Source organism: Adlercreutzia shanghongiae, assembly GCF_035830635.1.
GTDB classification, from domain to species: domain Bacteria; phylum Actinomycetota; class Coriobacteriia; order Coriobacteriales; family Eggerthellaceae; genus Adlercreutzia; species Adlercreutzia shanghongiae.
Window position 1 is genome coordinate 1 of the sequence record NZ_JAYMFI010000032.1, and the last position, 22,669, is coordinate 22,669.

The window sequence follows — 22,669 nt, forward strand, 5'->3', positions numbered from 1 at the left end:
CCGTATCTCAGTCCCAATGTGGCCGGTCGACCTCTCAGTCCGGCTACCCATCGCGGGCACGGTGGGCCGTTACCCCGCCGTCTACCTAATGGGCCGCGACCCCATCCCGCGCCGTGAAGGCTTTCCCGGAGGGGCCATGGGGCCCTCCCGGAGTATCCGGTATTAGCCGCCGTTTCCAGCGGTTGTCCCGGAGCGCGGGGCAGGTTGGTCACGTGTTACTCACCCGTTCGCCACTCTATACACGGCCGAAGCCGTCTTAATCGTTCGACTTGCATGTGTTAAGCACGCCGCCAGCGTTCATCCTGAGCCAGGATCAAACTCTCCGTTCAAACATCCCCCTAAGGGGACACAGTTCGATGTGAGTCTCGATCTCTGTTTTAAAACTCTCCGTCGGGGCTATCCGCCCCTGACAGGGATAATAAGCTTGTTCTCTGTGATGTCCGTCTGACATCCTCGAGATGATTCATCTCTCGAATTCCATCCTCAGTATCCGGTTGTCAAGGTTCCGCGGGAGCCTCTCCCGCCGCGCTGCCCTCGTGAGCGGCGCAAGGAAGTACTTTACTCTTTTGCTCAAGGCCTGTCAACAACTTTTTTCAAAATTTTTGAAAATTTGTTTTCAGCCTTGGTTTCGCTTCTTGCAGAAGAGGCAAGAGAGAAAGCCTTGCGAAGTTGTCTCGTGGAGACCTCTTCGCCCGCGCCTTCTCAAGCGCGGGTTGTATAGATTACTACGATGCTCAAATGAGCGCAAGAGGTAATTTTAAAAATTTTTTAGCCGGCCGATTGGCCTGTTCCGTGATGCTGTCCGCGATGCCCTTGCCCCCGGCCATGACCCATGCCCGATTCGTGGCGTCCCCCGCCGCACTGGCTGCCATCAGCTCGGTGGCAGCGGTGAGCGCAGGGCATATCGGCCAGGGCGCGATCAGTCTGCTCGGCGATGTCGGCACCGAGCCGCTGATCGTCGGACTCGATGCTCACGTCCACCAAAGCGTCGGCGGTCAGATACGGCGCGAAAGCGGGGCTTTTCACGAGACAGGTGATGGCTTCTTCATAGGAAAGGTTATCGAGGGCGACTTCAGCAAGAACCGTTTCGCCGTCCTCGTTAAGGCCCCTTGCGGCAATGACCTTGCCGAAGGGGTTGACCGCAAGCTCGATGGACGGATTCACGCTGATGCCGACAAGAGCGGCGGGCGTCCGATACGCCCCGAAGATACCGAAGGCGGCCAGGGCGAGAATCAGGCAAGCGGCCAGGGGAATGAACATGCGCGAGCGCCGCTTGGCGCCTAGATGGCGGAGCTGCGACGGACGCGCCGCCGAGGAAGCTGCAGCGGGAAACGTCTCCTCCGCAGGTGCGTCGGCATCGTTAAGGGCACTCGCATCGCCGGAAACATGACGCGCTCGCGCCGCTTCAATAGCGGCCAGCGCATAAGAGCGCACCTCGTCGGGCAGCCGCTCGCCATCGTAAGCCTCGCGGAGGCGCTGTTCGATATCGGTCATTGCAGGGCCTCCTTCAGCAGTCTCTTGCCGCGGGCGATCCAGGAGTACACGGTGTTCACGGGAGCATCCATAAGCTCGGATATCTCCGGAGCCGTATAACCTTCATAGAGCGCGAGATACACCGGCGTGCGCGGCGGGTCGTCAAGGGCGCTCATGGCGTCGAGCACTTCGCGCACGCGGGAACCCGGCTGAGTGTGGGGGTCGCACGAGCGCGCAGGGCAATCGCCCGCAGCTTCCAAGGGCTCGTTTTTCCGATGGGCCGCCTTCCGCATATCGCGGCAGCGGTTCGTCGCCACACGGATGAGCCACGCCTTGCGATGCTCCTCGCTGGCAAAGGCCGCAGTGTCGGCCAACGCGTAACGCATGAAAGCATCCTGGAAGGCGTCCTCGGCGTCATCGCGATGCCTCAGGCCCACAAGGCAGACGCGCCAGACGGTATCGCCATGGCGCGTCATCGCGTTCTCTATGTCTGCAGCCGGCCGCACCGGGCAAATTCCCTAACGCCAGCAGCCGTGGCCCTGGCCATGATGGGCACGACCGCCGTTCTGCCCGCCCTGGCCCTGGCCACGGGGGCATCCCTCGCCGTAGTTGTCGCACACACCATCGCCGTCCTCGTCCACAAAGCCCGGACAAGAAGAAGCCGTTGCGTCGCAGTTGTCGCAGATGCCGTCGTTGTCAGCATCAACATAGCCCCCGCAAACGCCGCGATGCCCCTCGGGATGATGGTAGCCGCGCGGGCTCTGGCCCCCGATAGCCTCCTCGCTCTGCACGGCATCACGCTGCACCGCGTAGGCGGGACAGGCGGCGCGCTCGGCCACCCGCGAAGGGCTCGGCATGAGGGCGGCAAAGGCCACTGCGGGCACGCACAGCGCCACCACAAGCGCAACAACGATAACGAACGTCGACTTCTTCATGAACAATCCTCCTTGGAACAACGAGGGCCGAGCTTGCGACTCGGCCCCCGAGCGACTCTCTAGCAGTAATACGATCGAGGCCGCGCAATCCTTGCAAAGATTTTCGAATTATTCGAAACGCACGAATTTCTTCTTGCCCACCTGCACCTGGGCGCCCGCGAGCACCTCGGGCGCGACGTTGTAGGACTTCGGGGCAAGAGGCTCGCCGTTGACCTTCACGCCGCCGCCATCGATAAGGCGGCGCGCCTCGGAGGCGGAAGTGGCCACGCCGGCGTCAACCAGCACCTTGGCCACATAGACCAGCCCGCTCTCGTCAGGCGCAAGATCGGGGGCAAACACCGGGGCGTCGGCCGGGAAGCCGTGGTCTTTGAACTTGAGATCGAAGTCGGCCTCGGCCTCTTCGGCAGCCACGGCGTCGTAGTAGGCCGCCACGATGTTGCGGGCCAGGGCGCGCTTCACCTTGTTGGGGTGCAGCTCGTCGGCGGCAAGGCCGGCCTCGATGCGATCGATTTCCGCCACATCCTCGGTGGAGGCGAGGCGGTAGTACTTCACCATGAGTTCGTCGGGGATGGACATGACCTTGCCGAACATGTCGGAGGGCGCATCGGTAAGCCCGATGTAGTTGCCGTAGCTCTTCGACATCTTCTTCACGCCATCGGTGCCCTCGAGCAAGGGCAGCGTGAGGCAGACCTGGGGCTCCATGCCCATCTTCTCCATGAGCTCGCGGCCGGCCAGCAGGTTGAACAGCTGGTCGGTGCCACCCAGCTCCACGTCGGCCTTGATGACCACCGAGTCGTAGGCCTGCATGACCGGATAGAGGAACTCGTGCAGGCTGATGGACTGGCCGGAGGTGTAGCGGTTGTGGAAGTCGTCGCGCTCCAGGATGCGGGCGACGGTGAAGTTGGCCAGAAGCTTCAGCAGGTGCTCCATATCAAGGTCGAGGATCCACTCGGAGTTGTAGCGCAGGGTGGTCTTCTCGGGATCGAGCACCTTGAAGGCCTGGTCCACGTAGGTCTGGGCGTTTTCCTGGATCTTCTCGCGAGAAAGCTGCGGGCGCGTGGAGTTGCGGCCGGACGGGTCGCCGATAAGCGCCGTGCCGTCGCCGATGATGAGCGTCACCTGATGGCCCAGATCCTGAAACTGGCGCAGCTTGCGCAGGGGCACCGCATGCCCCAAATGGATGTCGGGAGCGGTGGGGTCCACGCCGAGCTTCACGTTCAGCGGCACGCCGCGCTTGAGCTTCTCCAGAAGGGCCACCTCGGGGACAATCTGGGCCGTGCCCGATTTGATGATGTGCAGTTGTTCTTCAGGAGTAAGCATGTTGCCTTCGCTTTCCAGATGTCGTGCCCGCCAAAAAGTTATATAAGTTGATACCTTATGAAGTCGATGACTTATGCAAGTGTTGGAATTCTAGCACAAGGGCGCCGCCACATCTCCTCCGCTCGTTCGATGTAATCGCCCATTCCGGGGACGGTGAAAGCAACGTAGCCCCGCTCCGGCGCGTAGATGAGGCCATCGCGAATCAACCGATCGCGTAGCACGGAGAGGCCATTCACACTCTTCTTCCCCATACGCTGCGCTATGTCACCGAGCTGCGAAGCGCCGGTACTCCCACACCAGATCGTCGTGGCGCGCATGAATTCCTTGCCCTTCATGGTTGCGCAAATTCCAGAACAAGATGCATTTCTGCCGGAATTTGGATTGGGAAAACCCCTTCGACCTCTTTATCTAACACTTTATAGGCCAATCTTAAAATTTTTAGATTGGCCTATAAAGTGTTAGATAACGAGTGGCAAGAATGGCTGCCAAACCCTCAGAGGAACGTCCCGTATTGGACAACTAAGGATTATGCAGCGAAACATTATGTCGCTGTGCATAGTCATGAACGCAATACAAAAGCGGAGTCGACGGGAAGCGTCTGCCGAAATCGGCAGGCGCTGGGAAAGGGGCGTGGCAGCGGGAGGGGAAACTGCCACGCCGTCGGTATGTCGATTGATCGATGCGTCAGAGAACCAACGCGCTGTATCGCATGCGCTTACTCGTGGCAGGTATGGCACTCGTAGACGTTCTCGTGATGGCAGCCCACGCAGAAATCGCGTGCGGTTTCTTCCACGTTGTCTTCCCCGTGGCCGCTGTGGCAATCGAGGCAGGTATGCGCCTCATGTTCAGCATTCTCGGGAACGTCGTGGGGATTGATCGTCGTGGATTGATCGTCTGTTAGCACCGTAGAGCTCGCCGTGGCCTCGGCCAAAGAAGCGCTATCGTGGCACGTCTCGCACAAGGCCGCATCGACGCTCGTCTTCTTGAGCTTCTTCGGCGCCTTTCCCGTCATGTCACCGTGGGCCTCCGTCAGGCCCGCCTCGTCGGCGTGGCAGGTCGTGCACTGGAAGTCCTGCGAGGTCATGTGGAAGCCCGCAGCACAAGTGGCGGCGGCTGCCGATTCGGCCTCCGCGCCGTGGCAGGCGGCGCAGTCCAAATCGGCGGACCAGGCCGAGGCTGTCGCGACCTCGGCGCCGTCGGAGCCAGTATCACTCATCGACGAAGGAGATGCCGTTCTCGGAGCACATCCCGCAACGATCGATGCGCAAATCATGGCTCCCAGCACTGTGACTGCGAGCAGTCTCTTCTTCGTCGACTTCATGACTTACGCCTCCCAGGCATCGAGCGTGGCAGCGTGGCGGATTGCGATGCGACCGGAGGACATGGCCTCGCCGAAGTTGCCGCCCTGGTTGTACAGATACGGGTAGGGGGCTCCCATCTCGCCGGCACCGTAGAGGCGCGGGATAGGGGTTTCGTCAATGGTGCCAACGATCTGGCCGTTTGCGTTGCGCTTCGGACCACCCTGGGAGTTCAGCACCGTGTTCACGATCTCGGTCACATAGTAAGGAGATTCGATCTTCTCGAGGTCGAAGGCGGCCTTGTAGATTTCGTCGTTCTCATGGCCGGGGGACGGCACGAGCCAGCCCATGGCGCTCAGGTCGGATCCGCGATGGAAGTGCTCGTCGAAGCCGGCGTCCACAAAGCCGTTGTACTGATCGATCACAGCGGTGAGCTTGGCCTCGTCATAACCAGTGGCAGCGGCCACTTCGGCCAGAGTCTCGCACTTGATGACCACGCCGGCGTCCATAGCAGCCTGGTTGTCGGGGAAGGACTCGAAAACCTTCTTCAGCTGGCCCGCGAAGCTCGAAGGAGAGAAGAGGTTGCCAGAGTCGAAAGCGTTCTGACCAAAGATGCACCAGCCGCCGGTGGGCAAATCGAGATCGGCATAAGAACCATGGCGGAAGATTTTACCGTGGCGCAGCAGGCCTTCGCCGATGCCCATGCAATCCTCGTTCATATAACGGTCACCGTAGGCATCCAGGAAGATATAGTCGTGGGTCTTGAAGGACGGCCAGGTGCGCGCGTCGTCGTTATCGACGGCCAATGTGCGAAAACCCGGATAGTTGCCGGAGAAGTTGTTCATGTGCCACAGCTTCGCACCGACGGCTTGGGCCATGAGAATGCCGTCGCCGCGATTCCACCAGGTGCCTTTACCCTTGGTGCCGCTGTAGCCGCACGGGCAGTACGTCTGCATCATCTCCTCATTGAATTCGAAGCCGCCGGCGGCTAAGATGACGCCCTTGCGGGCCTTGAAGTTGCGTCCGTCCTCGGTGGTTACGCCGCGCACCTCGTTGCCATCGCTGGTCACGAGGGAGATGGCTCGGGCCTCATACTCGAAGGGGACGCCGAGCTCGTCGGCCTTGTCTTTCATGTCGAGCCACAAGGTACCGCTGCCATCGGTATTGCGGCCCTCCTCGGGATTAACCAATAGAATATGGTCGGAACCGGGCATTTCGGGAAACTCGGGGTGATTCTCCATGGTGAGATCCGATCCCACCACGTCGGTGAGCCAGTCAACATTCTTGCAGATTTCCTCGGCCCAAGCGTTCATGATGTCGTCTTCCACCACATAAGGAAGGCTCAGCGCGGACTGGTACTCGATAGCAGCCTCGACGGAATCAGGGCTGAAAACGCCTTGACCGCAGCAGCGGGAGTTGCCGCCCATTTCCTCTTCGGGAGCAACCTCGAGAACGATGGCGTCGCCGAGACCCTCATCGTAGCAAGTGATGGCGGCAGCCAAGCCAGCCGCGCCCGAACCCACAATGATGAAGTCGGCTTCGCCGACCCAATCAACGCTGCCGGTTCCGGGCATCGCGCCTGGTTCTTGGCCAGCCGTGGGCGCCTCATTGCTGCCGCAACCCGCAAGGCCAGCAACGGCGGCACCGGCCGCCACGATGCTCGCGCCCTTCAGGAAGTTGCGTCGCGTTACTTGTTCCATGTTACTTTCTCCTCCTTCGAATAGTTGGGGGAGGTTCGCCTCGCCCCGTATAGCTCCGGCTCTCTCGCCGTGGCAACCAATCTAGACCGCCGGGCCCTGTCGCGGCTATGGTCTTTCCGCTTAATCAGAGCCAGCCGACGCTTAATCGGATGCGCCTTCAATCGGGCATCGCCATTTTTTGCCAGATGGTTATTACCTGGCTTCTATCAGGCATTTCGCTTGTCATTCAATGAGGGAGTAGCGCGCTAGGCAGCCAGATTAAGCGCGCTTAACGACTCGATACGGCTACAATGGTTTCCGTACGGGAGGGAGAATCCATGGCCAAAGACACTTCGCGCCCTTCGGTCGGGCTCATCGAGTCCGCTTCACGGGCCCTCGTCGCCAACCAGCTTGTCGCACTTGCCGCCCTCGGCTATCTGCTTGCCCTTTTTCCTTTCAACTGGTGCCTTCATGCAACGGTCGGGCAAAGCGGCTTCACAGGGCCTCTCAACGCCAATCTCGTTATCGACATAGGGGAGGTCGCTGGCTACGGTGTCGCCATCGCGTGGGGGCTGAAACGAGGGCAACTGCCGAGCGGCCGCACTGCCGCGATCCTCTTTGCCCTCTTGGGTCTTGGGAGCATCGTCATCACCCTCGCGTCGCAGAGCTCCACCGCCCTTGCGGCCTGGGCCGGAGATTTGGCCTTGGGCGCAGGATACGCCGCCGTCTTCTCCTTCTGGCTTGCCCTGGTATCGCGCTTCTCGCCCAAGAAGATGCTCATCATTCTGGCCGTCGGATACCTCGCAAACCTCATCGACTACCCCGTCATCACCGATGTCTCGCGAGAGGTCGGGTGCTTCTACGCCATTATGACAGCGGCGACAAGTCTCTTAATTTACGCACTCGTGCATCACAGACTGATCAACTCAGCCCAGAGTCCCCTCTTCCTGGAGGAGACGGCCCGTCCTTACTGGCCCCCTCTGCGCCTTGCGGCCTTCTGCACCGTCATCTCACTCGCCTACGGCTTCTGCACCGGCAGTATCGGCGTGGGCGTATCGACCGTCGGACTTAAGATCGGCTTCGCGCTGCCTGCTATCATCATCCTCGTGGGACTTCTTGCGTCCTATCGGTCCTTCAGTCTGTCTAGCGTGTATTGGATCAGTTGTCCCTTCATGATCTTGGGGCTTCTGAGCACGTTCTTCCTCGACGTGAACGCCATGCTCGTCAAGATCCTCGTCACCACCGCGTTGTCGGGCGCCCACTTCGTGGCCTACCTGGTGGTGCGGGTGAGGGGTCAGGAACTCAAGCGCGATCCCCTTTTCGCCTATGCGGCGCTCAGTCTTCTCATGATGGCTCTCACCGTTGCTGGGAAAACCATGGAGCCCGCGTTCGCCGGCAGCACGGCGGAAAGCGTCGCGATCGTTGCGTTGGTCCTTGGCGTTGTGCTCACTTACGGGCTGCTGATCAGTAAAGCTGGAGATACCCGGGCCGTGGACGTCCGCAGCGCCCTCTCCCCGGAATCAGTTCGCGACCGCACCTTGAAACTCGCCCAGACTAACGGCCTCAGCGAGCGCGAGACCTCCGTCTACCAGCTGCTCATCGAGGACAAGAGCGTGACCGACATCGCCAATGATCTCTTCATCGCACCCTCTACCGTACGTGCCCACGTGAGCCGCATCTACAGCAAATTCGGTGTTCATTCCCGCCACGAGCTGCAGCAAAAAATCGAAGAATAGCGGCTGCTCCATTGCAAGAGCAGACGCGTCCTACGCCACGCCTCGATAGAGGTGGCCGGAGGTGGTATTGGGCATTTTCGCAATGGCATTGCCGTCGTTTTGGGCCACATGGAGCGCGCGGATGGCGCGACCCACGGCATGGGCCGTTTCTTCGGCGTTCATGAGGGTGGCATCCACCATGTAAGCCGAGATGCCGGCAGCCAGAAGGTCGGGCATGGCCGGAGCGATATCCAGTTCCACGGCATTGTAGAGGTGGCTGCGGCCCATGGCGTCGGTGATGACGGGAAACTCGTAACCCTTGCGGTCCTTCAGCACATGGGGGCTCTTGCGGCGAGGGCACACGGCGCAGTTCTCATCGCAGGGGCCCTGGCTCATGAGCATGCAGTGCTCGGTGACCATGAGCTCCTGGGCACCGATGAGCAACACGCCAAGTTCCATCGGGGCGTCCTTGGCGACTTCCTCAATTTGGCGCAGCGTGAGCTCCGGCGAGAGCCAGACGCGCTTAGCACCGAACGCGACGGCCGCGGCCAGGGAGAGCTCGTTGGTGACGGGCACATGGGGGCCCACATCGATGAGCGCGCCTTCCTCGGAGGCACGCTGCATGGCAGCAAGGCTCTCGGCCATGAGCGGCTTACCCTCGGCGGCGTACTTCCACACATCGGTATCAACCGCGGCCTCACGGGTGTTTTCAACAGCCTCGTGATCGGCCACGGGCATGATGGGAATACAGCCCTTGGGATAGCCCGCCTGCTCGGCGGCGGCGTTTTTCTGGCCGGCAATGACGGCCTCGCCGCGGCGGTAGTTCAGGACGGGAACGTAGATGAGGTGGGCGCCGGCGCGCTTGGCGGCGCGGGCGCAAGCGGGATTGGTAACCGTGACGGCAACGCGGCAGCCCGAGGGGTGCGCCGCCGGCACGGGCTCGCGCGGAGCAACACGGGGCAGCGGGCGTTCGATGGTTCCCGCGAGAATGAGGAGCTGCAGGCAATCGAGAGCTTCGGCGCGCACATGGTGAAGCTGGGAGAAGCCGATGCCCACGTTGTCGTCCATGTCGATGGTAAGGTTCACCAGCCGGTAGGGCGTATTGCCGAGGCGATCGATGTGAGCGGCCACGTCGTCGAAGGAGACGGCGCGGGTGCGGGCCGCTTCCACCTCGGGACCCTCCGCGCTGCCAAGGGGACCGCCCTCGGGAAAAGCGGCGGCCAGGCGACGGGCGACGGCGAGGGACGTGCGGGACGCGTCATCGAGCTTGTCGGGGAGCATCTCGAGCACCTCGGCCTCCGTGGCAACACGGAACTCGATGGCGAGCGGCGCACCGATGTGCAGCGTGGCAGTGCCGACGATGGGCACGCGGGGCTCGCGGGCGTCATCCGCAAAAGAGGCCTCGGCGCTGCGAACGCGGAAAACGCGGTCGCCGGGCTTCACCGTGCGCGTCTTGCCCTCGAGCGGCAGGTGGTAGCGGCCTTTTTTGTCGGTGCGAACGGGCCCCAGCGTGAGCGTACCGTTGCCCTTGCGTGTCCAAAACTCGAGCACATCGCCCTCGGCCAGAACGTGATCGCTTGCAAGGAAGGCGGCGTTGTCGCGCACCTCGTCCACCCGGCCAAGGAACAAGCCTCGATTGTTGGGGCGCTTATAGCTCATGATGTCGTTGCCGCGCTTCCCATCCAAATACGCTGTGGTGAAGCCGCGAGAGAACGCATCGGTGAGGCGGTCGCGATCGGTGTCGGTAACGGCAAACGCAAGACCCTTCGGCTCCTCGTCTGCGGCGCTTTGCTCAGGATGACATGAGTCGTTAGCAAGAGCGGCGTCCAGCGCCTTGCGGTAGACAGCGGTGACGGCAAAGACGTACTCGGGGGACTTCATGCGGCCCTCGATCTTCAGCGAGGCCACGCCGGCGCGCACCAGGTCGCCCACGCGATCGACAGCACAGAGGTCCTGCGGCGAGAGCAAATGATCGCCCGGCGAGGGCAGGCTCTTCTGCAGAGCCTTGTTTTGCAGCTCATAGGGAAGCCGGCAAGCCTGGGCGCACATGCCGCGATTAGCCGAGCGGCCACCGATCATAGAAGACATGAAGCACTGGCCCGAATAGCACACGCAGAGCGCGCCATGAGCGAAGACCTCCACCTCCATTCCCTCCTCTTGCGCAGCGGCGGAGATGAGAGCGATCTCGGCGAGGGACACCTCGCGGGCCAGCGTGATGCGCTCGGCGCCCAGACGGGCCGCGGCGCGCACGCCGGCCAGACTGTGCGTATTCATCTGCGTGGAAAGATGCAGCGACGCCTCGGGCAGGGTGCGGGTGATTTCCGCCGCGAGCCCGATGTCCTGCACGATGAACCCATCGGCCCCGGCGCGATAGGCCTGGCGTACGCATTCCAAGGCCTCCCCTACCTCATCGGGCAAAATGACGGTGTTCATCGTCACATACACCGAAACGCCGCGCGTATGGGCGTACTCGCAGGCCCCGCGCAGCGTCTCCACGGTGAAGTTGTCGGCGCCTCGTCGCGCATTGAACGACTCGAGGCCCAGATACACCGCATCGGCGCCCGCCGCCACCGCAGCATGAAGCGCCGCCTCGCTGCCAGCGGGAGCCAATAATTCAACATTTCTCACGTAATACTCCTCATAGGTTCGCCCAAGGAAGTCAGCGAGCGGCTCTGCCGCATTTCGGGTGGCCCCGTCTTTGGGCCAGGCGACCTTCAGTCGCGCCGTGCCCAAACAAGGGGGTCAGGCGAAATGCGGCAGAGCCGCGCAGCATCGACACGTTCAAACATCCGCCAGAACGTTCGAAACCGATTAGTCCTCGTTGAGCTTCAGGGCCTCTTCGTCAGCCGCTTTCAGCTTATCGACACCTTCGTTGTAAGCGTCCTGAATCTCCTTGATGCGGTCGTCGTAGGTGCCGTAGTCGAAAGGAGCCTCTTCGGTGGCGCTGCTGATCTCGGTATACAGATCAACGTAGCCATTCAGCGCATCCTTGAGCTTGGTGCATCCATCGACGTAGTTCGTCTGCAAGCCCTTCATGGCCTCGGGCGTATCGATGGCCGCAAGAGCGTCGATGGCCTCGAAGGCGCTGTTGGCCTTATTGCGCATGTTGACGATGCTCTCCTGGGCCACGGCCTCGTCGAACTCGCCGAGGCGGCTGTTCAGCTCATCTACCGCCTGATTCACCTTGGTCATATAAGTGCGGTTGGCCTGCTGCTGATCGGTGGCTCCCGTGGCCGGCGATTCACAGCCCGCAAGAGCGCCGGCTACAAGAGCCGCGCCGAGGGCCACGGCAAGCAGGCACGCAATCGTATGCTTCTTCATGGTGTCTCCCGTCTTTGGACGCCGTACGGGCGCCGTCGTTTTCGCAGGAAGGCTCCGCGAAACGGAGCCGTTGGTTCTTGCTGGCTATGATAGCAGCACCGGGGACATCCCCGGTGCCACCGTCACGGTATCGCAACAAATGCGTCGCAGACGCGCTTCTTTAAGCGCCTTCGCCGCCGCCTTCCGGCCCGGGGTCGGGAGTCGGCGTGGGCTCGGGCTCGGGGGTCGGCGTGGGCTCGGGCTCGGGGGTCGGCTCAGGCTCGGGAGTCGGTGTGGGCTCGGGGGTCGGCTCGGTGGTTCCGCCGCCCTCGTTGCCCTGGCCCTCGCCTCCCTCGTTGCCTTGGCCCTCGTTGTTGTTCTCGTCCGTCTTTTCCGTCACCTCGGTATCGTCCTTCTTCTTTTTCTTGGAAGAGTAGTAGCCTCCGATATGGTTGTCCTCATCGCGGTAGTCTTTCTTGTACTCGGGCTTTTCGGCCTCGAAGAACTTCACCGTTTGGGTCGGGGAAATCATCGTGTCGATGAAATCGGCGAACACGCTGGCGGCCGTAGTCGTCGTTGCCCTGGCCTTCGAGTAGTCGCTGCGGTCGCCCAGCCAGATAGCCACGGCGTATTGCGGGGTAACGCCGCAGAACCAGCTGTCCTTCTTGTCGTCGGTGGTGCCGGTCTTGCCGCCAGCCTCCTGGCCATTGTCGGGGCGGGCCGCCTTGCCGGTGCCGTTCTCGATAACCACTTCCATGCAATCCAGCGCAGCGCGGGCCACCTCCCTTGAGAACACTCGCTCGCCAGTGGGGTCGGTGTTGTCTACGATGACGTTGCCGTTCTTGTCCTCGATGGTGATGATGCACTCGGGATCGTAGTGCACGCCGCCGTTGGCCACGGTGGCGTAGGCGTCGGCCATCTCCAGCGGAGTGACCGAGCCGATACCCAGGGTAAGGCCGGCCACCGAGGGCAAATCGGAGGTAATGCCCATAGCGTGGGCCATCTCGATGACCTTATCGACGCCCACCGACAGAAGCAGTCGAATGAACGCCGTGTTCGACGACACGCCGAAGGCGCTCTTGATGGTGCGGGTGCCGTAGTCGGCCTTGTCGTTGTTGTAAACCGGCTCGCCGCCCTCAAGCTCCACCTTGTAGCCAGCGTCGATGAGCGTCTCCGGATCGATGCCCTCGTTCAGCGCCGCAAGCAGCGTGAACAGCTTGAAGGACGATCCGGCCTGACGGCCCGAGCCGCCCTCGCCCGTGGCCATGTTCACCTGAGAGCTCTCATAATCGTGGCCGCCCACCATAGCGTCGATGTAGCCGTTCTCAGGGTTCACGACCGCCATGGACACCTCGAAGGGATCGCCCGCTTCTTCCTCTTTTTCAGCAGCAGCCTCCTCAGCGGCGGCCTGGGCCTCCAAATCGAGAGTCGTAACAACCTTCAGGCCGCCCTTGAACAGCTCAGAGGTGGAGTAGGCGTACTTGCCTTCGGGATTGGTCAGCTGGTTGCGCACGTAGCTCGTGAAGTAGGGGTATGCCAAGATGCCCGTCATAGAGGGCTCGGACGGGTTCAGCTCGATGGGCTCGGCCTTGGTGGCCTCGGCCTCTTCGGCGGTGATCACCCCGTTGGACACCATGCGGTCGAGCACGGTATTGCGGCGCTTCAGGCAGTTCTCGGGGTAATCGATGGGATTGTTGTAGGTGGGCGACTGAGGAATGCCCACAAGCGTTGCCGCCTCGTTCAGCGTAAGGTCCAGAGCGTCTTTGGAGAAGTAACGCTCGGAGGCGGCCTCAATGCCGTAGGCGCCCGAACCGTAGTTGATCGTGTTCAGATACATGAGCAGGATTTCGTCTTTGGTGTACTGCTCTTCCAATTTCTGAGAAATGTACATCTCGCGAATCTTGCGCTTGAAGGAAATGTCGCGCATCTCATCCGACAGGATGGTGTTGCGCACGAACTGCTGGGTGATAGTAGAAGCGCCCTCCAGCTCGCCGCCCATGAGGTTGTTCACCAACGCGCGGGCCACGCCGAGGTAGTCGACGCCGGCATGGGTGTAGAAGCGCTCGTCCTCAGTGGCGACAGTGCCCTTGAGCACATACTCGCTGATCTGATCGAGGGCCACCGGCTCGCGGTTTTCCAGCTGGAACTCGGCGAGCAGGGTTGTGCCGTCAGACGCGTAGACCATAGTCGGCTGCGCGGAGTTGTACGCGTCAGCGTTCTGGTAATCCGGCAAATCTTCCAACCACGAATTGCAAAGCGTCACGACGCCGAACACCGCCGCGGCGATGCAGGCCACCATCACGCCCAGCACAGACAGAACGACGGCCTTCTTATTCTTAACTTTCGTGCCCTTACGGCCCTTCATTGCGCGAGAACCCACGAACAACCTCCATCAGTTATAGGTTTTGTTATTTTACCAGTGAGTTGCAGTGGGAATGCCCGAGGGGCTCGGCATCAGGAAAAGCACAGAGGCCGCATTGGGCGGGAACGGGGCCATTCCCGCTCGCGATGGGCCGCGGCTCGCTTGCCCGGGCGGGAGCGGGGCCATTCCCGCCCAATCCGGCATCCCGCCCGATTGCCTGGGCGGGAGCGTCGGCGCTTCCGCCCGCGATGTGCCACAGCTCGCTTGCCTGGGCGGGAACGGGGGCGCTTCCGCCCGCGGCAGGCGGCGCTTCGCTCACGTGGGCGGGAACGGGGGCGCTTCCGCCCAGACCGGCATACCGCCCGATTGTCCGGGCGGGAACGGCGGCGCTTCCGCCCAGGGGTTAGCGGAGCTGGTGCTGGGCGGTGAGGGCTTTCGCGGCCTCGAGCTGGGCGCGCACGGCGTCGTGGCCGGTGCCGCCGTAGGTGGCGCGGGCGGCCACGATGGCGGGCAGGTTCAGGCACTCCACGATGTCGGACTCGAACAGGTCGCTTTCCGCTTGGAAATCGGCGAGGGTGAGGTCTTCCAGATCGCAGCCCTGCTGCTCGCAGGTGAGCACCAAATGCCCCACCACCTCATGCGCCCGGCGGAAGGGCAGGCCCTTCTTGGCCAGGTAGTCGGCTACATCGGTTGCGGCCAGGTAGCCCTTCTTGGCCTGGGCCGCCATGGCATCGGCGTTCACCGTCATGGTGGCGATCATGCCCGCGGCGCACACGTAGCAGTCCTCCAGGGTATCGGCGGCGTCCATGGCGCCTTCCTTATCTTCCTGCAGATCCTTGTTGTAGGCCAAGGGCAGCGACTTCAGCGTCATCATGAGGGCGACCAAATCTCCCACGACCCGGCCCGACTTGCCGCGAATGAGCTCGGCGAAATCGGGGTTTTTCTTCTGGGGCATGATGGAAGAGCCCGTGGAATAGGCGTCCGAAAGCGTGATGAAGCCGAACTCCGCCGAGGACCACAGCACGATTTCCTCGCACAGACGCGACAGATGCAGGCACGACACGCTGCAGGCGTAGATGAGGTCGAGCAAGAAATCGCGGTCGGATACGGCATCGAGCGAATTCGGGATGGGGTGGTCGAACCCAAGGGCGGAAGCGGTGGCAAAGCGGTCGAGCGGATAGGTGGTGCCAGCCAGGGCTGCCGCGCCCAGAGGGCACGCATCAGCGGCGTCTCGGGCCGCGGCGAGCCGGTCGTGGTCTCGGGCGAGCATCTGCACGTAGGCGAGCATATGGTGCGAGAAGAGCACCGGCTGGGCGTGCTGCAGATGGGTGTAGCCGGGCAAGATCACCTCGAAATTCGCCTCGGCCTGGGCGATAAGCGCCTCGCGCAACGCCACGTTGGCCTCCATAAGCTCGCTGGCGCGCCGCTTGGCGTACAGGCGCGTGTCCGTCGCCACCTGGTCGTTGCGCGAGCGGCCGGTGTGCAGCCGCGCACCCGCGTCCCCGATGCGCGCCGTCAGCTCAGACTCGATGGCCATGTGGATGTCCTCGCTTTGCTGCACGTCGAAGATGAGGGCCCCCGATTCGATATCGGCCTTGATGCCGGTCAAACCCTCGACGATGGCCGCGGCGTCATCCCGGGAGATAACGCCCTGGTCGGCGAGCATGGTCGCATGGGCCGTAGAGCCGGCGATATCCTCGGCGTAGAGCCGCTGATCAACGGGCAGCGACGCCCCGAACCTTTGGGTGAAGGCATCGGCGCCTTCGGTGAATCTTCCTGACCAGAGTGCCATAGGTGCTCCTTGCTGGTAATCATGGCCCGTGCTAAGCGGTAACGGACTCGGCGGCATCGATAATGCCCTCGGCCTCTTCCACCACGGCCTTGTAGGCGGCGTTGGTGGCATCGACGTCGGCGAAGGAGGGCATGCGAGCATCGTTGGCAAGCCGGTTTTCCGCCCACACTTTGCAGGAGAGGCTGTGGATGTCGATGAAGCCCTTGGCCGCCTGATGGTCGAACGCATCGTCGGCGTCGTAGGTGGCCAGGCCGAAATCGTAGAGGGAGAAGGCGCTCTTGCGGCCCACCACGGTGCAGCTGCCCTTGTACAGCTTCAGCTTCACCGTGCCGGTCACGCACTGCTGGGTGTTGGAGAGGAAGGCGTCGAAGGCCTCCTTCAGCGGCGAGAACCACAGGCCGTTGTACACCTGGTCGGCCCAGGCCTGCTCGATGGTGAGCTTGTAGTGCAGTACGCTGCGCTCGAGGCACAGATCCTCTAGGGCCTTGTGGGCCTGAATGAGGGTAAGCGCCGCTGGAGCCTCGTAGCACTCGCGGCTCTTCACGCCCACGAGCCGGTTCTCCACCATGTCGATGCGGCCGAAGCCGTTGCCGCCGGCGATGTCATTCAGAGCGTAGACGATTTCAAGGAAGGACAGCTTCTCGCCGTTCAGAGCGCAGGGCACGCCGCCTTCGAAATCGATGGTCACGTAGGAGGGCGCATCGGGGGCCTCGGCGGGGTCCACGGTCATGGTGTAGATGTCCGCCGGCGGCTCGCACCAGGGATCTTCCAGCACGCCGCACTCGATGGCCCGGCCCCACAGGTTGTCGTCGATGGAATAGGGCGCCTCGGCCGTCGCCTTCACGGGCACATCGTGGGCGGCGGCCCAGGCTATCTCATCGGAGCGGCACCCCAGATCCCAATCCCGCACCGGAGAGAGGATCTGAAGCGACGGGTCCAGCATGAGCACCGAGGATTCGAAGCGCACCTGGTCGTTGCCCTTGCCCGTGCAGCCGTGGGCGATGTACTTGGCGCCATAGGCGTGGGCCACGGCCACCAGATGCTTAGCGATAAGCGGGCGCGACAGAGCACTCACAAGGGGGTACTTGTTCTCGTACAGGGCGTTGGCCGCAAGGGCGCAGGTGAGGTACTGCTCGGCGAAGGTCTCGCGCATGTCCACCACCTGGCAGCCGATGGCGCCCGTGGCAAGGGCCTTGGCCTTCACGTTGGCCAGACCGTCGTGCTCCTGGCCCAAGTCGCCCACCACGGCGATGACATCGAGGTTGTATTCCTCCTGGAGCCACTTAATGCAGACAGAGGTATCAAGGCCGCCGGAGTACGCGAGAACGACGCGCTCCTTCTCGCCCGGGGCGGGAGCGGCGGAGAGTTGCGGGGCAGCGTGCAGGTCGTTGATGGGGGTCGTCATGGGAGATGCGCCTTTCGTTTCGGGTTTGCCTGGGGGTGCGCCCGGCTCGCTTGCGCGATGAAAAGGCAGTGGTGCACATTTGGCGCAGCAGCGCAGACAGACTGCGGAGGCGCCGGTTCGCGGATGAGCATGGAAGATGCGAAGATACCACGGCCTTTAGCGGACCCGGGCAGGGCCGCTCAAGATGCGCAAAAAAGCGCGCGAGATTCTGCTACGCGCGTCGGCGTCGCAGAGAGCAGCTACGTCGGCGTCGATCGACGTTGGCCGTGGAAGCGAGGAACTGCGGGCACAGGGCAGCAGCAGCGATTTCGCTGTGCGCACAAGCTATGAGAGCTGCTGCCTGCATTCTGTCCGTTCCTTTCGAAAGCGCCCAGCCGTCCGAGTTATGGAGCCGCTCTTGAGGCGCTTTTCGCCTCGGCCCCCGGCTGTGCGGTTGACGGCATTATGCACGAAGCCACCATCCGTCAAGGGAGAATTCGGAAAATTTTTCGGAAGTGGCGAAATTTAATTGTGCAATGTGCTGTGCAGCTGCACAAAATATCAGGCTTTCTACCTGGTATTTGCTGAGACCATGACAAAAAAGAGCGCTGCTAAATTGTGCAGCGCCCTTTCGGAAAACAAGGTGGTGTGCGAGTCGCTAGAGCAGTCGTTCCAACTTCTGCACAAGCACGTCCACATCGGCCTCGGTGCAGATGAGCGGCGGCAAGAAGCGCAGCGTATGCGGCCCCGTCGCGTTCAGAACCAGGCCCTCTTCCAGGCCCGCAGCCACAATGTCGGGCGCCGAGGGCGCCTCGTGGGTTAGATCGATGCCGTTCATGAGGCCGAAACCGCGCACCTCCTGCACATGGGGCAGGCGGGCGAGGCGCTCGCGCATGTAAGCGCCCACCGACTCAATCTGCGCCCCCACGCCCGGAGCGAGCAGGGTGGACAGCGTCACATGGGCCGCGGCCATGGCGATGTTCGAACCGCCGAACGTGGTGCCGTGGTCGCCCGGGGCGAAGGCCGTCGCGATGGAGGTCTTGGCCGCGCAGGCGCCAGCCACCACGCCAGAGGCAATGCCCTTGGCCATGGTGACGATATCGGGCAGCACGCCGAAATTCTGGAAGCCAAAGGGCAGGCCCGTGCGGAAAATGCCACTTTGCACCTCGTCGCAGATCATGAGCGCACCGTGCTCCTCGGTGAGACGACGGATAGCCGCAATGAACTCCTCGGTGCAGGGATGCACGCCGCTCTCGCCCTGGATGCACTCGATCATGACCGCGCAGATGCGGCTGCCCTGGGTTTCGAAGAGGCGCTCGAGGGCGTCGACGTCGTTGATGGGCGTGGAGGTAAAGCCGGCGGGCAGCGGCTGGAAGGCCTCCTGCTTGGCCGGCTGGGCCGTGGCGGCCAAGGTGGCCAAAGTGCGACCGTGGAAGCTCTTGGCCAGCGTGACGATAAGGCGCGGAGCCAGCTCGCCATCTATGCCGGCGGCCTCGGCGCGGCGACGCGCGTAGAGGCGGGCCAGCTTGATGGCGCACTCGTTGGCCTCGGCGCCGGAGTTCGCAAAGAAGGTCTTCCACGTTTCGGGACTCGGCTCGTCGGCATAGGCATTCAGCATGTTCGACAGCAGCTGGGCCACTTCGCCACGATGCTCGATATAGTAGTAGTTGCTCACGTGGATGAGCTTGGCGGCCTGCTCGCTTACGGCCTGCACCACCGAGGGGTGGCAGTGGCCGAGGCTGCACACACCAATGCCCGAGAGGAAGTCGAGGTACTCCTTGCCGGTATCGTCGATGAGCACCATGCCCTTGCCTTCGACGAACTCCACGGGCTTGCGGGCGAATGTGCCCATTACGTATTCGGATTCAAGGGCGGTCTCACGAGCGAGTGTCATGGCGCTTCCTTTCCAACTAGTGGTTCTCGATGAGCTTTGAGGCGAACTTGCTGACGGGCGACAAGTTCAGGAACTGGGCAGAGGCCAGACCGCCGACCATGGTTCCCATACCGGAATCGGTGAGCATCTCGAGCAGCAGCGCGTGGGGCACCGTGCCGTTGATGATGTGGGCGCCGTTGACGCCGGCGTCAAGGGCACGCACGCAGCTCGCCAGCTTGGGAATCATGCCCGAGGAGAGCTTGTCGCCGCGCACCATGGCCTCGGCCTCGCCTAACGACATCTCGGCGATGAGCGACTCGGGGTCGGGATAGTTCTCGTAGAGGCCGTCCACATCGGTGAGGAAGATAATTTTGTGAGCGCCGATGGCAGCGGCGATGTGCCCCGCAGCGATGTCGGCGTTCACGTTGTAGCAGCCGCCGTCCTCGCCGATGGCGATGGAGGCGATGATGGGGATGTAGTCGTCGGCCACGAGGTCCTCGATGAGCGGGGTGTTGATGCGGGTGATCTTGCCTACCCGACCCAGGCGCGCATCGGCCTGCTCGGCCACGATGATGCCGGCGTCGGTTCCGGAGACGCCCACGCCCATGTTGCCGTGGGCGTTCATGGCTTCTACCAGCTGCTGGTTCACCTCGCCGGTGAGCACCATGCGCACGATGTTCATGGCCTCATCGGTGGTGACGCGCTGGCCGTCGACGAACTCCACCGGGATATCGAACTTCTCGAAAGCACGGTTAATGGCCTTGCCGCCGCCGTGCACGAGCACCGGGTTCACGCCGAGAATCTTCAAGAGCACGATGTCGGCCATGACCTCGGCGGCCAGCTCCTGGTTCTCCATGGCCGAACCGCCGTACTTGATGACGATGGTCTTGCCGGTGACCTGCTTGAGCCAGGGCATGGCCTCGTAGAGGATCTCGCCCGTGCGTACCTCGACGCCCTCGGCGCGGGTCTGGGATGCGTATTTCATGAGCGGTAGTCTCCGTTGATCGTAACGTAGTCGTGGGAGAAGTCGCAGGTCCACATGGTGGCCGACTCCTCGCCCGCGTGCAGGTCGGCCTCGATGGCCACTTCCGGCGCCTCGAAGCGACGCAGCGCCTCCTCTTCGTCGAAATCGACCACGAGCCCGGCACGGCACACAGGCAGGCCCAGTATATCGATATCGACGTCTTCCTGATTGAAGCGGGCGCCAGAGCGTCCGAGGGCGGCAGCGACGCGACCCCAATTGGCGTCGTGGCCGTAGACCGCCGTCTTCACGAGCGGCGAGTTGGCCACGGTGCGGGCCGCGGCATCGGCGTCTTCGGCCGTGGCAGCCCCGCGCACCGTGACGGTGATGAGGCGCGTGGCCCCTTCCCCGTCGGCGGCCATGGCGCGGGCCAGCGTGGTGCACAGGCAATCGAGAGCCTCGCAGAAGCGCTCGTAAGCCGGCGTGCCCGGCGCGAAGGCGGGGCCGTCAGGAGCCGCAGCGCCCGACGCCAAAGCGAAGCAAGTGTCGTTGGTGGAGGTGTCTGAATCCACCGTCACCTTGTTGAAGCTCCTGTTCACCGCAGCCACCAGCGCCGCGGAAAGGTCGGGGGCCAAAAGCGGCGCGTCGGTGGTGATGACGGCGATCATGGTGGCCATGTTCGGCATGATCATGCCGGCGCCCTTGGCCATGCCGCTCACGGTGAAGGTGGCACCCGGATAGCCGATGTCGTCGCCGGCAAAGCTCACCGCGCCGTGCTTGGGGCGCGTATCCGTAGTCATGATGGCCCGTGCCGCCGAGACGCCCTGATCGGCGCGCTCCTGAGAAGAGTCGGCGGTGGCCATGGCCGCCAGAGCCGCGGGCACGCCTGCGGCAAAGGGCTCGAGGCGCAAATGCTGGCCGATGACGCCCGTAGAGGCCACGAGCACCTCGTCAGCCGGGCAGCCCACAGCCTCGCCGACGAGCTCAGCGGTCTTGCGGGCGTTTTCCAAACCCACCTCGCCGGTGGCAGCGTTGGCGATGCCGGAGTTGATGACCACGGCTCGGGCACACCCGTAGGCCGGGGCTCCCGTGCCGCTCTCGGCGAGGTGCTCGCGGGACACGCGCACCGGAGCCGCGCAGAACACATTGGTGGTGAAAGTGGCTGCAGCCGCCGCAGGCTCGTCGGCCACTACCAGCGCCATATCGAGGCGCTCGGGGTCGGGCCGAAAGCCCGCATGCACACCGATGGCGGAAAAGCCGAGGGCCGAGGCCGGGCTGCCCATCTCGTCGAAGGCGAGGGTCGCGGTGTCGCTCATGGTTCCTCTCTTTCTGAAATCGCGCCTAGGGACTCAAACGGGCGGCAGGCTGGCTCCTTGGTGCCCTTGTCCGCCGCCGCGATGACCTATATCGCTACACCGGATCGGCGATTTCTTCCAAGCCGGTCGTCTCGGGCATGCCGAAGACGATGTTGGCGCACTGCACGGCCTGACCGGCGGCGCCCTTGCCGAGGTTGTCGATGGCGCCGGTGGCCACGATCATGCCCGTGGGGTGCGCCGCCACGCCCACCTGGGCGCGCACGGTGCCGGCCACCGAGGCGGTACGAGGCTGCACGCCGGCGTCCATAACGGACACGAGCGGGCTTTCCGCGTAGAAATCACGATAGATTTCCACGAGCTCCTCGGTGGTGGGGGCTTTCACGCCCGGCGCCGGGGGCAGCGTCACCGTGGAGAGCAGGCCGCGGTTCAAGGGAGCCAGGTGGGGCGTGAACACGAGGCGGCCCTCAAGCCCCAAGATCTGCTCGATTTCGGGAGTGTGACGGTGGGTGCCCACGCCATAGGCCTCGAGGTTCTCGTTGGCGAAGCAGTAATGGGTGCGCTCCGTGGCCTTCTTGCCCGCGCCGGTCACGCCGGAGATGGCGTCGGCCACCACAGGAGCGGCGGCATCCACGAGCCCCGCGCGGATAGCAGGTGCAGCAGCGAGGGAGGTGGCCGTCGGATAGCAGCCCGCGCAGCCCACGAGCACGGCCTCGCCCGCCGCGCGGCGGGCGGCCGCGGCAGCCAGCTCGTCGCCGGTGAGCTCGGGCAGCCCGAAGGCGGCCTGAGCCAGAAGATCGGTGGCGGTATGGGGCGCGTACCACTGCTCGTAAACGGCCGGATCTTTCAGGCGGAAATCGGCGGAGAGGTCAATCACGGTGACGCCCGCCTCGATGAGCGCGGGAGCCAGCCCCATGGCCGCCTTGTGGGGCACCGCCAGAAACACTACGTCGAAGGCGGCGAAATCGGTATCCTCGTGAGTGGAGAAAGCGAGGTCGGTCACCCCCGTGAAAGCCGGATAGGCCTTAGCGATGGGCGTTCCCGCAAGGGCGTCAGACGTAGCCGCTGCCAAATCGAACTTGGGATGGCGCGAAAGCAGGCGAACCAGCTCGATGCCGGCGAATCCGGCTGCTCCCACAACTCCTGCGCGGTAGGTCATAGTCAACCCCGTTTCTCTTCGAACGCAGGCCACGTTCGGCCTTGCGTCGCGCTCGACTCCGCAGCCGCGCGCTTTCGTTGAGCACTTGCACAAAGACATCATCTC

General features: G+C 63.1%; 16 protein-coding genes and 1 rRNA gene. 1 reads left to right on the forward strand and 16 read right to left on the reverse strand.

What is annotated here, in order from left to right:
* The 7 genes from VJ923_RS11270 to VJ923_RS11300 form a co-directional block, all read right to left on the reverse strand.
* Positions 1-329: ribosomal RNA gene (locus VJ923_RS11270) — 16S ribosomal RNA — on the reverse strand; the annotation flags it as partial.
* A gap of 439 nt (positions 330-768) precedes the next feature.
* Entirely contained in the window at positions 769-1,494 is a 726-nt protein-coding gene (locus VJ923_RS11275; RefSeq protein ID WP_326441529.1) for an anti-sigma-I factor RsgI family protein, read from the reverse strand.
* Positions 1,491-1,949, reverse strand: a complete 459-nt coding sequence (locus VJ923_RS11280) for an RNA polymerase sigma factor (RefSeq protein ID WP_326441531.1) — start codon at positions 1,947-1,949, stop codon at positions 1,491-1,493. Before VJ923_RS11280 ends, VJ923_RS11275 begins: the two co-directional genes overlap by 4 nt.
* A 42-nt stretch (positions 1,950-1,991) precedes the next feature.
* Complete coding sequence (locus VJ923_RS11285) at positions 1,992-2,408, reverse strand: hypothetical protein (protein ID WP_326441533.1); 417 nt, start codon at positions 2,406-2,408, stop codon at positions 1,992-1,994.
* A 108-nt stretch (positions 2,409-2,516) separates the two neighbouring features.
* Positions 2,517-3,728: a tyrosine--tRNA ligase gene (tyrS, locus tag VJ923_RS11290; RefSeq protein ID WP_326441535.1), complete on the reverse strand. Its 1,212-nt coding sequence runs from the start codon at positions 3,726-3,728 to the stop codon at positions 2,517-2,519.
* A 715-nt stretch (positions 3,729-4,443) separates the two neighbouring features.
* Positions 4,444-4,944, reverse strand: coding sequence for a hypothetical protein (locus tag VJ923_RS11295; RefSeq protein WP_326441537.1), 501 nt, complete (start codon positions 4,942-4,944; stop codon positions 4,444-4,446).
* Between the two features lie 108 nt (positions 4,945-5,052).
* Positions 5,053-6,726: an FAD-binding protein gene (locus VJ923_RS11300; protein ID WP_326441539.1), complete on the reverse strand. Its 1,674-nt coding sequence runs from the start codon at positions 6,724-6,726 to the stop codon at positions 5,053-5,055.
* 317 nt (positions 6,727-7,043) lie between these two features.
* Between VJ923_RS11300 and VJ923_RS11305 the strand changes: the two genes are divergently transcribed.
* Positions 7,044-8,441 (forward strand): helix-turn-helix transcriptional regulator, encoded by a 1,398-nt coding sequence (locus VJ923_RS11305; protein ID WP_326441541.1) that lies wholly within the window; start codon positions 7,044-7,046, stop codon positions 8,439-8,441.
* A 30-nt stretch (positions 8,442-8,471) separates the two neighbouring features.
* On the opposite strand, the gene VJ923_RS11310 is transcribed toward VJ923_RS11305, so the two are convergent.
* The 9 genes from VJ923_RS11310 to argC form a co-directional block, all read right to left on the reverse strand.
* Positions 8,472-11,048, reverse strand: a complete 2,577-nt coding sequence (locus tag VJ923_RS11310) for a U32 family peptidase (protein WP_326441543.1) — start codon at positions 11,046-11,048, stop codon at positions 8,472-8,474.
* Between the two features lie 183 nt (positions 11,049-11,231).
* The gene (locus tag VJ923_RS11315) at positions 11,232-11,741 is read right to left on the reverse strand and encodes a hypothetical protein (RefSeq protein WP_326441545.1); all 510 of its coding nucleotides are present in this window, start codon (positions 11,739-11,741) and stop codon (positions 11,232-11,234) included.
* A 160-nt stretch (positions 11,742-11,901) separates the two neighbouring features.
* The gene (locus VJ923_RS11320) at positions 11,902-14,100 is read right to left on the reverse strand and encodes a transglycosylase domain-containing protein (RefSeq protein ID WP_326441547.1); all 2,199 of its coding nucleotides are present in this window, start codon (positions 14,098-14,100) and stop codon (positions 11,902-11,904) included.
* Positions 14,101-14,485: 385 nt separating this feature from the next.
* Positions 14,486-15,874 carry an argininosuccinate lyase gene (gene argH, locus VJ923_RS11325; RefSeq protein WP_326441549.1) on the reverse strand — a complete coding sequence of 463 codons (1,389 nt, stop codon included), beginning with the start codon at positions 15,872-15,874 and terminating at the stop codon, positions 14,486-14,488.
* A 31-nt stretch (positions 15,875-15,905) separates the two neighbouring features.
* Positions 15,906-17,279 (reverse strand): argininosuccinate synthase, encoded by a 1,374-nt coding sequence (locus VJ923_RS11330; protein WP_326441551.1) that lies wholly within the window; start codon positions 17,277-17,279, stop codon positions 15,906-15,908.
* Between the two features lie 637 nt (positions 17,280-17,916).
* Positions 17,917-19,152, reverse strand: a complete 1,236-nt coding sequence (locus tag VJ923_RS11335) for an acetylornithine/succinylornithine family transaminase (protein ID WP_326441553.1) — start codon at positions 19,150-19,152, stop codon at positions 17,917-17,919.
* Positions 19,153-19,168: 16 nt separating this feature from the next.
* Positions 19,169-20,116 carry an acetylglutamate kinase gene (gene argB, locus VJ923_RS11340; RefSeq protein WP_326441555.1) on the reverse strand — a complete coding sequence of 316 codons (948 nt, stop codon included), beginning with the start codon at positions 20,114-20,116 and terminating at the stop codon, positions 19,169-19,171.
* A complete protein-coding gene (gene argJ / locus VJ923_RS11345) occupies positions 20,113-21,408 on the reverse strand; it encodes a bifunctional glutamate N-acetyltransferase/amino-acid acetyltransferase ArgJ (protein ID WP_326441557.1) in 1,296 nt (431 codons plus the stop codon). Before argJ ends, argB begins: the two co-directional genes overlap by 4 nt.
* A gap of 94 nt (positions 21,409-21,502) precedes the next feature.
* Entirely contained in the window at positions 21,503-22,564 is a 1,062-nt protein-coding gene (gene argC, locus VJ923_RS11350) for an N-acetyl-gamma-glutamyl-phosphate reductase (protein WP_326441559.1), read from the reverse strand.
* Between the last annotated feature and the right edge of the window lie 105 nt (positions 22,565-22,669).

What these genes read in the sequence shown, in the direction of transcription:
- VJ923_RS11275 (WP_326441529.1), bottom strand. Translation starts at nt 1,494, where the DNA reads ATGACCGATATCGAACAGCGCCTCCGCGAGGCTTACGATGGCGAGCGG.
- VJ923_RS11280 (WP_326441531.1), bottom strand. Translation starts at nt 1,949, where the DNA reads ATGACGCGCCATGGCGATACCGTCTGGCGCGTCTGCCTTGTGGGCCTG.
- VJ923_RS11285 (WP_326441533.1), bottom strand. Translation starts at nt 2,408, where the DNA reads ATGAAGAAGTCGACGTTCGTTATCGTTGTTGCGCTTGTGGTGGCGCTG.
- tyrS (WP_326441535.1), bottom strand. Translation starts at nt 3,728, where the DNA reads ATGCTTACTCCTGAAGAACAACTGCACATCATCAAATCGGGCACGGCC.
- VJ923_RS11295 (WP_326441537.1), bottom strand. Translation starts at nt 4,944, where the DNA reads ATGAGTGATACTGGCTCCGACGGCGCCGAGGTCGCGACAGCCTCGGCC.
- VJ923_RS11300 (WP_326441539.1), bottom strand. Translation starts at nt 6,726, where the DNA reads ATGGAACAAGTAACGCGACGCAACTTCCTGAAGGGCGCGAGCATCGTG.
- VJ923_RS11305 (WP_326441541.1), top strand. Translation starts at nt 7,044, where the DNA reads ATGGCCAAAGACACTTCGCGCCCTTCGGTCGGGCTCATCGAGTCCGCT.
- VJ923_RS11315 (WP_326441545.1), bottom strand. Translation starts at nt 11,741, where the DNA reads ATGAAGAAGCATACGATTGCGTGCCTGCTTGCCGTGGCCCTCGGCGCG.
- argH (WP_326441549.1), bottom strand. Translation starts at nt 15,874, where the DNA reads ATGGCACTCTGGTCAGGAAGATTCACCGAAGGCGCCGATGCCTTCACC.
- VJ923_RS11330 (WP_326441551.1), bottom strand. Translation starts at nt 17,279, where the DNA reads ATGACGACCCCCATCAACGACCTGCACGCTGCCCCGCAACTCTCCGCC.
- VJ923_RS11335 (WP_326441553.1), bottom strand. Translation starts at nt 19,152, where the DNA reads ATGACACTCGCTCGTGAGACCGCCCTTGAATCCGAATACGTAATGGGC.
- argB (WP_326441555.1), bottom strand. Translation starts at nt 20,116, where the DNA reads ATGAAATACGCATCCCAGACCCGCGCCGAGGGCGTCGAGGTACGCACG.
- argJ (WP_326441557.1), bottom strand. Translation starts at nt 21,408, where the DNA reads ATGAGCGACACCGCGACCCTCGCCTTCGACGAGATGGGCAGCCCGGCC.
- argC (WP_326441559.1), bottom strand. Translation starts at nt 22,564, where the DNA reads ATGACCTACCGCGCAGGAGTTGTGGGAGCAGCCGGATTCGCCGGCATC.